12 protein-coding genes are annotated in these 10,229 nt (G+C 45.5%); 2 read left to right on the top strand and 10 right to left on the bottom strand.

All coding sequences use genetic code 11. The features are described 5' to 3' along the window. The 8 genes from ACEYV4_RS07560 to ACEYV4_RS07595 all read right to left on the bottom strand — a co-directional run. The coding region (locus tag ACEYV4_RS07560; protein WP_373842722.1) for a glucose-6-phosphate isomerase at positions 1-1,152 on the bottom strand (1,152 nt) is incomplete at its 3' end. A 132-nt stretch (positions 1,153-1,284) separates the two neighbouring features. Further along, the gene (locus ACEYV4_RS07565) at positions 1,285-2,268 is read right to left on the bottom strand and encodes a LacI family DNA-binding transcriptional regulator (RefSeq protein WP_373842723.1); all 984 of its coding nucleotides are present in this window, start codon (positions 2,266-2,268) and stop codon (positions 1,285-1,287) included. Between the two features lie 24 nt (positions 2,269-2,292). Beyond that, the gene (locus ACEYV4_RS07570) at positions 2,293-2,796 is read right to left on the bottom strand and encodes an O-acetyl-ADP-ribose deacetylase (protein ID WP_373842724.1); all 504 of its coding nucleotides are present in this window, start codon (positions 2,794-2,796) and stop codon (positions 2,293-2,295) included. Positions 2,797-2,880: 84 nt separating this feature from the next. Further along, positions 2,881-4,791: a M13 family metallopeptidase gene (locus ACEYV4_RS07575; RefSeq protein WP_373842725.1), complete on the bottom strand. Its 1,911-nt coding sequence runs from the start codon at positions 4,789-4,791 to the stop codon at positions 2,881-2,883. A gap of 63 nt (positions 4,792-4,854) precedes the next feature. Further along, positions 4,855-5,148: a hypothetical protein gene (locus tag ACEYV4_RS07580; protein ID WP_373842726.1), complete on the bottom strand. Its 294-nt coding sequence runs from the start codon at positions 5,146-5,148 to the stop codon at positions 4,855-4,857. Positions 5,149-5,153: 5 nt separating this feature from the next. Continuing rightward, positions 5,154-6,428, bottom strand: a complete 1,275-nt coding sequence (locus ACEYV4_RS07585; protein ID WP_373842727.1) for a VWA-like domain-containing protein — start codon at positions 6,426-6,428, stop codon at positions 5,154-5,156. Next, positions 6,428-7,585 carry an ATP-binding protein gene (locus tag ACEYV4_RS07590; protein WP_373842728.1) on the bottom strand — a complete coding sequence of 386 codons (1,158 nt, stop codon included), beginning with the start codon at positions 7,583-7,585 and terminating at the stop codon, positions 6,428-6,430. Before ACEYV4_RS07590 ends, ACEYV4_RS07585 begins: the two co-directional genes overlap by 1 nt. 5 nt (positions 7,586-7,590) lie before the next feature. Continuing rightward, on the bottom strand, positions 7,591-8,223 hold the full coding sequence (locus ACEYV4_RS07595) for a DNA-3-methyladenine glycosylase (protein ID WP_373842729.1): 633 nt from the start codon (positions 8,221-8,223) through the stop codon (positions 7,591-7,593). Between the two features lie 64 nt (positions 8,224-8,287). Here ACEYV4_RS07595 and ACEYV4_RS07600 point away from each other — a divergent pair, with 64 nt between their 5' ends. Continuing rightward, positions 8,288-8,653 (top strand): DUF488 domain-containing protein, encoded by a 366-nt coding sequence (locus ACEYV4_RS07600; RefSeq protein WP_373842730.1) that lies wholly within the window; start codon positions 8,288-8,290, stop codon positions 8,651-8,653. Position 8,654: 1 nt separating this feature from the next. Here the strand turns inward: ACEYV4_RS07600 and ACEYV4_RS07605 are convergent, their stop codons facing one another. Further along, positions 8,655-8,972 (bottom strand): hypothetical protein, encoded by a 318-nt coding sequence (locus tag ACEYV4_RS07605; RefSeq protein WP_373842731.1) that lies wholly within the window; start codon positions 8,970-8,972, stop codon positions 8,655-8,657. Between the two features lie 111 nt (positions 8,973-9,083). Here ACEYV4_RS07605 and ACEYV4_RS07610 point away from each other — a divergent pair, with 111 nt between their 5' ends. Then, on the top strand, positions 9,084-9,725 hold the full coding sequence (locus tag ACEYV4_RS07610) for an NAD(P)H-hydrate epimerase (protein ID WP_373842732.1): 642 nt from the start codon (positions 9,084-9,086) through the stop codon (positions 9,723-9,725). A 90-nt stretch (positions 9,726-9,815) separates the two neighbouring features. On the opposite strand, the gene ACEYV4_RS07615 is transcribed toward ACEYV4_RS07610, so the two are convergent. After that, a partial coding sequence (locus ACEYV4_RS07615) for a His/Gly/Thr/Pro-type tRNA ligase C-terminal domain-containing protein (protein WP_373842733.1) occupies positions 9,816-10,229 on the bottom strand: 414 nt, incomplete at its 5' end.

A 10,229-nucleotide genomic window follows, 5' to 3' on the forward strand; every position in this document is an offset into this window, starting at 1 on the left:
GTGAACGGTCATGACCGGAACCCCACCAGCAGTGTGGGCAGCCACCACGGCTTCATAGGCCTTGGTATTTGCGAAGTCCATCGTCTTCCCTTCCAAGTACTTCAAGCCATCCAGGTTATCGGCTTCACGCGGAATTTCGACATCGTAGTTCGGGTGATCAAGCTTCACAACGGTCTCCATCAAGAACCGCCGCCCTTCCTGGATGTATTGTCCGAGGGAGTGCAGGTCCGTGGTGAAATTGGCACTGGATGGGTAAATGCCCTTGTGATCCTTCCCTTCGGATTCACCGGCTAATTGTTTCCACCATTCGGCGAACATCCGCATGTTTGGTTCGTAGTTTTCCAGCAGTTCGGTCTCAAAGCCCTTCCGGTAAAGAATATTCCGGTAAGCAGCGTATTGGTAAGCCTCGTTCTTCGTCAGGTCTGGGTCAACATAGTCCTGCTCAGCCTGAGCAGCTCCAGCCATCAGTTGATCAATATCAGCACCAGAAACGGCAATTGGCAAAAGACCAACGGCAGACAGAACGGAGTAACGACCACCGACGCCATCTGGAATAACAAAGGTTTCGTAGCCGTGAGCATCAGCCTCGGTCTTCAAAGCACCCTTGGTCTTATCGGTCGTGGCGTAGATCCGTTGGTTGGCTTCCTGTTCACCATACTTAGCAATCAACTTGTTCTTGAAGATCCGAAAGGCAATTGATGGTTCCGTAGTCGTCCCAGACTTGGAGACGATGTTCACAGAAAAGTCCTTGTCACCAATCAATTGAAGAAGGTCGTGAACATAGGTTGAACTCAAGGAGTTACCGGCAAAGATGACCAGTGGGTACTTGCGTTCTTTAGCACTCTGCGCCTGGTAGAAGGTGTTGTGCAAGAAGTCCACCGCCATCCGGGCACCCAGATAGGAACCACCAATTCCAATGACTACTAGGACGTCGGAGTCACTTTGAATTTTCTTTGCGGCTTGCTTGATCCGGGCAAATTCGTCTCGATCGTATTTGCTCGGCAGGTGGAGCCAGTCACGAAAGTCCGCTCCGGCACCGGTACCCTTCCGCAATTCTTCATCGGCGGCGTTGACCATTGCCTGCATCTCACCGAGTTCGTTAGCATTAACAAATTGCTTTAAGCCTTGTGTATCTAATGAAACATGAGCCATAATGTAAATCCCTCTTTTATTAAATCTTAAGCGGTTAATAAAGCGCTTCCTTATCTCAACAATTCATATGTTAGCGCTTTCTGATTTTTCTGTCAACCGGTTAACATAAATTATTTAAAAAAGAAACGGCCATCATGCCGTTCCTCCATCAATTAATTTGACCGGTAACATTACCGAGCCGACCCTTTTACCAGCTAGGCGAGCCCGAAGTAACTTTACCGCCATCTTAGCCATTTGGTTAATTGGCTGCTGAATCGTCGTTAATTGTGGTAGTAAGATTCTCGTAGCGTTAGCACCGTCATACCCAACTACCCGTAAGTTCTCAGGAATCAATCGTTGGTATTCACGCGCAATATTCATGATCAATCCAGCGTTCGTATCGTTATCGGCAAAGATCCCGTCGACTTCTGGATGCTCTTCAAAGATTTGTCGAATTACCTGGCACTTTTTGGCCACCGGATCATCAAAGCTAATGTGATAAGTAATCGGCGTCCGGCCATGAGCACGCAATAACTCTTCGTAAGCTAACCGGCGCTCATGATTAGGTGTCGGGATGTTTTCTGGATAATTAGTATGAATAATGTGCTGACATCCATCATCCAGTAGCCGCTGGGTTGCCAAAAGGCCGCCATTATAGTTATCAGATGATACTACCGGAACGTTTTTGCTAACAATTTGCTCAACTGAAACAATTGGCAGATTGGTTCGTTGGTACTCAGCAATGGCTTCATTATGAGCACCAACAATAAGGCCATCGACCTGCCGATTCAAGAGTTGTCGCAGAAAGCTGCGTTCCTTATCCGGGTCATTTTGACTATTTCCCATCAAGACTTTATAGCCGTGGTGGTAAAGCTCATTTTCCAATGCAGCTTCCAGTTGGCCAAAAAACGGGTCATCAATCGTGGGAAAGATTAAGCCAACTAGTTTAGTTTCTTGCTTATATAGCTGTCGAGCAATCACGTTTGGTCGGTAGTTCAACTTCTCCATTGCCCGGTGAACCTTAGCAATTGTCGCCGCACTAAGGTATCCCCGTTGATTAAGCACCCGGGAAACGGTGGTCTTAGAAACTCCCGCCTCACGAGCAACATCGTCTAATTTTACTGGCCCTTTAGCCATTGTTTTCACCTGATTCTCCTAAAATTAACGTAATGCCCGTTGATAGGCTGCCCGAGTCAACGGATCAAAGCAAACCATCAATACTCGTTGAACAGACCGAGCATTTGTCAAGAAATTCTTAATTGTGCCTAAGGCAATTGGTGCTGCTTGATCGAGCGGAAAAGCGTATACACCAGTACTAATGGACGGAAAAGCCACCGTCCGGCAGGCATGTTCTTCCGCTAATTGTAAACTATTATGGTATGAATTTGCTAAGAGTTGCCGTTCATTACCATTACCACCGTGCCAGATTGGCCCCGGTGTGTGGATAATGTAACGAGCTGGGAGGTTAAAGCCACTCGTAATCCGTGCCTCACCGGTTGGACAACCATTAAATTTACGGCAAGCTAAATAAAGGGCTGGCCCCGCCGCGCGATGAATAGCGCCATCAACACCACCGCCACCCATTAAGGTGGTATTAGCAGCATTGACAATTGCATCTACCGTTACTTTAGTAATGTCACCCTGAACAATTTGAATTGATTCCATTTAATCATTCCTTTTAAAATTATTTCCCGGGTAATAAAAAAATGAGTTGTGACTTCAATTATTCACAACTCATTTTACCATTAATTACCAAATGTTGACGCGGTCTGCTGGCTTTCGGTACATCCGATCACCCGGTTGAACATTAAAGGCGGTGTAAAAATCGGCCTGATTTTGTGCCTGAATATTGGCCCGCAGCTTTTGAGGAGCATGAACATCAATTGCCAATAACAATTGATCATACTGTTTAGTAGCTTTCATTCGCCAAATTGTGGCCCAATTAATAAAGAACTCGCGAGCATTAAAGTCATTTTCTTCCTTGGCTGCTTCTAGAGCACAACTCAAGCCACCACCATCAGCAATATTTTCAGAAACGGTCAACTTCCCATTGACCCGTTGTCCAGCAAATGGTACACCATCAAACTCTTTAATCATTCGTTGAGCTAGTTGTTTAAAGTGAGTTGAATCTTCTTTGGTCCACCAATTATGCAAATTACCATACTCATCGAAAAGGGCCCCGTTATTATCAAAGGCGTGTGAGATTTCGTGGGCAATGACTGCGCCAATACCTCCATAATTTTGACTACTAGTCTGCTTCAAGGAGTAGAATGATGCCTGCAGAATGGCTGCCGGAAAGACAATGATGTTCTTAAACGGATGATAATAGGCATTTACTGTGGCCGCACTCATTTCCCAACGCATCCGGTCAACAGGCTTGCCCCAACGCTTAAACATATCACGATTCTTAATAATCGTTAGTTGATTCAAGTTGGCAATTAGTGATTCACCATCATCAACTTTCAACTGGTCATAAATGGCTGGAATCTTATCAGGGTAGCCAACCTGAATGCCAAGCTTATCTAACTTCAAGATAGCTTTCTCACGAGTAGCCTTACTTAACCAATCATTATTAGCTAGACGATTCTTATAAACTTTGACCATTTGTTCCACCATGTGATGAACGTCTGCCTTTGCCTTGGGGCCAAAATACTTTTGACCGTAATAATTACCGGCAACTTGACTGAAGACATCACGAGCCAAGTAATAAGCAAATTTACGTTGACTAACCGGTTTCTTGCTACCAGAAAGGGCCCGACCGTAGCGACCGTTAATCTCCCGCATTCCATCGTCAAGGTAGCTAGAATAATCACGGATGATATTGACAATTGCCCAAGCCTTAAAGAGGTCAAAATGATCCTTTAAGATTCCATCCAAGGCCTTAAAGTAAGCTGGCTCCATCACAATTACCCTTTCCGGAGTTGCTTTAATCAACCGTTTAATAACGGCAGCTAAGTCAAGCTGATCAGTAGCGGCTGCTAGCTCGTCAACGGTTTGGGGGTTGTACATCTTGCTATAATCAGCAGCCTCTTCAGCACTCTTGACATGCGGTGCCAACAAAGCATCAAAGTCTTTAGCATGTTGAATGATCGTAGCCGCCTGATCGTGATCATAGTCCAACTTATCCATCAAAGCAGCTACCATGTCAGTCCATAGTTTTAATAATTGGTCATGCTGCTGCTTTTTCTCCGGTGCATAGTAACTCTTGTCAGGCAGGATCAACGCCGGTGAAGAAACAAAGAGCGCGTAAATCTTCGTATTTTTCATGTCAGCATCGATATCAAAAGTAACTGGTGATGGTAGGCCAGCCAAAATCCAATTCCGCCATTGAGCTTGGTAGTCAGCATAGGATTGCAAATCCTTCACACTAGAAAGAATCCGCTGCAATGCCTTCGGGCCAATTTTCTTTCGCAGTTTAAACTTCTTAGCAACTTTATATAACTTGATCATCTCATTAAAACGATCATCGTCAGATTTTTTCTTTTCATCCGCATAGGCATCAAAGTCATCCATCATCTGCTTGTCAATGGCATCGACCAAGTCATTAAAGCCCCCCGTTGCCGGCTTATCATCTGGGATCTTAGCTTGCTTAATCCAATCACCATTGACGGCCTCGTACAGGTCATCCTTGATCATTTGTTCATTTATTGCCACAATCATGTCCTCCTTAATGGTTTAATATCTTTATTATACTATTTTCCATCAATGGTAGTGATCAGTTGCTTAATCCTGAAAGGGTGCTAGCAGTGCCTGACGAGCACTCGCTGAAAACCACTGACCATGACGCATAATCAATTGGTTAACGGCCCGGTAATCATCCAGGTCCGTTGTCCCATCAATCAATCCTGCTACCTGTAATTGCCGGGCAAAGTGAACATCCGCTGCTTCTAAAACATCGCGATAGATTGGCTGACTGTCCGGATCCCAATCTTCATTCAATAAACCGACCGCACGTCGATATTCGCTACTATGAGTCAGGACGCGTTGCATTGCTTGCGGGTTCAATATCGTTGCCATTATTTTTACCTTCCTCTTAGTTGAAATACATGTCCATAAGGAACCTGCACCGATAACTGATGAGGAGCTGTCGTCAATAACCAATCAACATTACGATAACGGTGCATTTGCAACTCCTGTTCACCCCACCCATCGGTAATAATCACAATAATAGTTCCAGCACGCGGAACATGGTGAGCACACAAATAATCAAAAATGGCTTGAAAACTGGTACCACCACCACCTTGACGCTGCCATTTAATCTGATGACCACTGCGCAATTTTCGACCAGGTCCATAAACTTTAGCATCAAATGTATAGACCGTTACAACGGCCCGCTGAGTACGAACCAGATCACTAACGGTCGTTAAGGCTTGGTTAATTTCATCGTCGGTCATTGAACCGGAATTATCAATAAAGATCCGCAAATCGGCGGTCTGATGACTGATCTGACCAGGAAGATCCATTCGCCAGGGTTGTCGACGATTAAAGCGGGCATGAGACGCCTCTTTCCCGCGAACGATCTGCCCAACTTGCTGACGAAGAATGGGCCACCAATTAAATGTTGCTGTTGAGTGGACGCTACTAAGTTGTTGAACGACTTCTCCCGGCAAGAGACCACGATCCCGCTTGGGCGTCTGGTACCAAGCATGTTGTAATAAATGACGAAGATGAGCGATTCGTAACTGTTGGTTAACCTGCTGGCCATTGGTGTTTTGCCGCCATCCTTGGTGGCTATCACTTCCTAGTGCTGGTTGATGACCATGGCCGTGACCATTTAGGCGAATACCACCCTTCTTCAACCGTTCCCATTCTTCAATTGTTGCCTGCTCTAGCATCGTTAAATATTCTCGTGAATCTCTTTGAGCGGGAATCTTTTTTCGTAACAAGCGCCGCAACTGACTCAGGGTAACGGTCCCGGCCGGCGCTGCTGGTAAGTATTGGTTGACGGCCACATCTGTTGCTACTTTGACCAAATCAGGATGGGGATAATGGGCATACCGAAGCGGGTGTTGCCAAAGGACATGTAAGGCTTCATGGGCTAACAAGAGTTCCTGATCTGTAGCATGGAGCCGACAAAATTGTTGCGGATTAAATCTTAACACCAAGCGGTTTCCCTGCCAACTTAAGCCTGCCGTTGCTGATTGCTCAGAATCAAATTGGCGCGGTAATTGAAGTAAGATTTCACCCAATAAACGGTGCCCTTGGAGGAGCCTGATCACGGCGTTAGTTGCCTGATCCGTTGCTGAGGGTTCCAGTTGCTTAAAAGAAGGATGAAAAAGACGGTGCCAGAGGCTCATCAGCGATTGTCCCCCTTAGTAGCAATGACCGCTAATTGTTGGTAAAGCTGGGCAACCGGTCCGGTCGGGTCTTCCTTTGCCTGCTCATACATTGGCTGAATAATTTTATCAAGCTGTTCGCCAATCGACTGAGCCAGAGCATACTGACCATCGGGACTAACGGTTGACAATAACTCGCTAAAATGTTGGGCACCAACGGCAGTGCTCAGCGGTTGTTGCGAATCGTCCGCAATCCACGACCGTAAAAGTGACAGTTTAGTTGCCTCGTCGACGCCTCGAAAATCAATCCGGCTTTTTTCTTTAGATTGAATGGCTTCCACGGTCAGGCCCTTGCCATGAGCAAGAACAAACTGGGCAAAGGAGACACCAACCTCATTACCGAGATCACCACTAAAAAGATCAGCGGCCAGGGCTTGTTGGTCAGCACTTGTTAACTGCTGAAGTTGATCTAAATTCCGTGAAACCCGTTCCCAGGCCCGGGGTGTCGGGTGAAGATCTGACGCGTTTGGGTCAATTACCGATAAACGTTCCGGATAGGTCGTCAGATAATCAATTACTGCTTGGTTAAGGCCCACTCGTTGAGCCCAGGTTAACCATTCCGTCGTTGAAGTTTTCATCACCAAACGAACGGTCCGGTCTTTGATGGCCGCGTCGGCAATTGCAACATCATATTCACTATTGGTAAAGCCACTCATGGTTGCATCGGGGTTTTCGGCAATTACGATTCGGACCGTCGTGGGTAAATGAAGAGCGTTAATTTGACGCTGTAAAACTAGGTTCATTAACTCGCTCTGGACCGCTTGACTGCCCCGGTTAAACTCATCGAGAAACCAAATAATTGGTGCCTGGGGATGGGCTTCTGCATATTTAATAATGTCAATCAAAGTTTCGGAATAACCAAATTGAACATTAGCTAGTCGACCGTAATGCTGAGTTTCAATAAATGAATCACTAGTCAAAGGCGGTACCGGAATTGCAAGGTCACCCTTTTCACTTAGGCTAACCACGGTGGTAAAAAGTTTGGCGTTAAGCTTTGCAGCCACCGCTTTGACCAGTGCAGACTTGCCGATACCGGCATCACCAACAATGTTGGGTACGTTTCCCGCTCGTAATACCAACGGCACGGCAGTAAGCAATTGTTGATAAGTCAATGCCATCTTTTTCAGTCCTTCCAACCATAATCTTCAAGGTCCATTGCTCGTTTGCGCATTCCCGAAACATATGGATTACCGGCAACGAAAAAGCGTCGGGGTTTAGCACCATCCTTACCGTGTAAATTAACACCAATACGAGCCGTCACCTTTATTTCCCGGGGAATTTTAAATTGATTTAGGTCAACGTAAAGTGGGCTGGTCGCCATGGGCTGTCCATCGAGGTCCCGAGAGTGAATACCTAGCGCTTGGACGAGCTTACCCGGGCCATTGCTAACGTTTACTCCGGTCATTCCCCGGTGTTCTTGCATCTGCTTAATGCCGATTGCCGGCTCAATACCCCGTAGCAAAATTCCCTGTGGGTCTTCACGATCCTGGACAACAATATCAAAGCAATAATGTCCCCGAATTTGATAGAGATAAATATCACCCGGTTGCCCATATAATGAAGCCGAATAGCCAGTTCGTCGGCCATTAAAAGCATGCGATGCCGAATCGTTTTCACCCAGGTATGCCTCAGTTTCTACAATATAGCCACCGGTCCGTCCGTCAGGGCCGTTATAGCAAACCAACTTACCAAGAAGATCACGGGCAATTTCTACCGTGGGTCGGTCAGTAAAAAAATGTTGGTATGCAGACACCATGATTTGATTTCCCCCTTAAAAATACTATTCTTAAGTTAATTTCAAATGAAAGGAAGTATTGTTGATGGAGCTTAAAGTTGAACGAATTTATACTAAGCCTGTTGATTTAAATGGTTACCGAATTTTGGTTGACCGTCTCTGGCCACGAGGAATATCAAAGGTTAATGCTCACCTTGATATCTGGCTCAAGGAAGTGGGGCCCAGCACTGAACTGCGCAAGTGGTTTGGTCACGACCCGGCCAAGTATGACGAATTCAAGTCCCGTTACCTTAAAGAACTGGCAACTAATCCTGCTTACCAACAACTGAAAAAGTTAGTCAGTCAGGAATTAACCAAACACAATGTCATCCTTCTCTATGGAGCTAAAGATGAACGACACAATCAAGCCGTCATCCTTTATCACCAATTGGTCACCGCTCTTAATCTTTAACCTACTTTAGATATGCCAATCCCGCTTGCAGGACATCGTTGTCTACCCGAGCAGTCAAGAAGCGCTGCATGGGTGTTTCACTATGACGATTCTTAAAGGCCAGTGGTTCGGCTGCCAGGATCACTGCCATTAGGTTATTCTCAGTTAATAATAATTGACCAGGACCTGCATACTTTCCCTTAGTATGTTTACCGATTCGCCAAACGTGCAACTTAGCATGGCCAGTTGGGTCAAGTTTTAACTGGTATTTACCATTAGCATCCATTTCAACCGGTAGACAAGTAAATTTCAGTACCCGATATTTTCCTTTTTTACTCATTATTTAATCATCCCTACGTATTTTTCTCTATTCTAGCCAATTTTGTGTTAACTGTCACATTAACCACTAATTAGTGCTAAAGTTAAAGTAATATGATTGGGGGTATAATTTATGGAAAAAACACCAATTACTGCTGAGCAAATGCGGCACTATGATTCTTACACAATTAATACGATTGGCATCCCATCACTGGTCTTGATGGAACGAGCCGCCTTAGCTGTTCGGGATGAAATTTTACACGCCTTCCCACTTTACCTGGACCGGGTAGTAGTGGTTGCCGGCAGCGGCAATAATGGTGGTGATGGCCTTGACGTAGCCCGCTTGCTTCACATTGCTGGTGTTAACGTCACGATCTTAAACGTTGGCAACCCAGAACACGCTTCGGACGAACACCAGGTTCAAGACAAGATCTGTCGTTATTATAAGATCCCTGAAACAACTGACCTGGGCATTCTCAAGCGAGCCACGCTGATTGTCGATGCCATGTTTGGGATCGGTATTGACCGGCCCGTTACCGGTGCCTACGCTGATGCGATTGAAGCAATCAACAACAGTAAAGCTCTGGTAGTGGCGGTTGACATGCCATCCGGAATTAACACTGATACTGGAGCGGTGATGGGAACCGCAGTTAAAGCTGACGCAACCGTCACCTTTGCCTTTAATAAGGTTGGTCTAACTAAGGGCGATGGAGTCAAGCACGCTGGTCGGATCATTATTGCTGATGATATGGGTACTTATGCTGTTGACGACTAATTAAAATTAAGGGAGGCTGAAAGGAAATCCTTTCAGCCTCCCTTAATTTTGTTAAATAGCAAAATTATTAAAAAGTATCTTCATTTTCCATCATTTCAAATACTTAGTTGGCTCAGCCACAAAGTCCTTAACACTAACCTCCATAGTTTTCTTAGTAGCCGCATTCTTTAATTGAAATTCATTAGCATTTGCCTCACGGCTACCAAAAACGGCAAAATACTTGGCGTGACGGCGGAAGGCTTCCTTGATTTGTTTGCCAACTTTTACTCCACTGTAGTCTTTATCAGCTACGATACCCTGTTGACGAATCTGATTCAAAATATCAAAGGCTAAGCCATCACCTTTGTCATCGGCACTGGCAAAGAAGACATCCAAAGCATCCTGCGGCGCAAACTCTGGATTTTCTTGTTGAAGGAGTAATAGTAAACGTTCTACGCCCATACCAAAACCAATGCCCCCTTCTTCAGGACCACCAAGTTGCTTAATCAAACCGTTATAACGGCC

Source organism: Limosilactobacillus sp., from assembly GCF_041859915.1.
Classification (GTDB): domain Bacteria; phylum Bacillota; class Bacilli; order Lactobacillales; family Lactobacillaceae; genus Limosilactobacillus.

What these genes read in the sequence shown, in the direction of transcription:
- ACEYV4_RS07565 (WP_373842723.1), bottom strand. Translation starts at nt 2,268, where the DNA reads ATGGCTAAAGGGCCAGTAAAATTAGACGATGTTGCTCGTGAGGCGGGA.
- ACEYV4_RS07570 (WP_373842724.1), bottom strand. Translation starts at nt 2,796, where the DNA reads ATGGAATCAATTCAAATTGTTCAGGGTGACATTACTAAAGTAACGGTA.
- ACEYV4_RS07575 (WP_373842725.1), bottom strand. Translation starts at nt 4,791, where the DNA reads ATGATTGTGGCAATAAATGAACAAATGATCAAGGATGACCTGTACGAG.
- ACEYV4_RS07580 (WP_373842726.1), bottom strand. Translation starts at nt 5,148, where the DNA reads ATGGCAACGATATTGAACCCGCAAGCAATGCAACGCGTCCTGACTCAT.
- ACEYV4_RS07585 (WP_373842727.1), bottom strand. Translation starts at nt 6,428, where the DNA reads ATGAGCCTCTGGCACCGTCTTTTTCATCCTTCTTTTAAGCAACTGGAA.
- ACEYV4_RS07590 (WP_373842728.1), bottom strand. Translation starts at nt 7,585, where the DNA reads ATGGCATTGACTTATCAACAATTGCTTACTGCCGTGCCGTTGGTATTA.
- ACEYV4_RS07595 (WP_373842729.1), bottom strand. Translation starts at nt 8,223, where the DNA reads ATGGTGTCTGCATACCAACATTTTTTTACTGACCGACCCACGGTAGAA.
- ACEYV4_RS07600 (WP_373842730.1), top strand. Translation starts at nt 8,288, where the DNA reads ATGGAGCTTAAAGTTGAACGAATTTATACTAAGCCTGTTGATTTAAAT.
- ACEYV4_RS07605 (WP_373842731.1), bottom strand. Translation starts at nt 8,972, where the DNA reads ATGAGTAAAAAAGGAAAATATCGGGTACTGAAATTTACTTGTCTACCG.
- ACEYV4_RS07610 (WP_373842732.1), top strand. Translation starts at nt 9,084, where the DNA reads ATGGAAAAAACACCAATTACTGCTGAGCAAATGCGGCACTATGATTCT.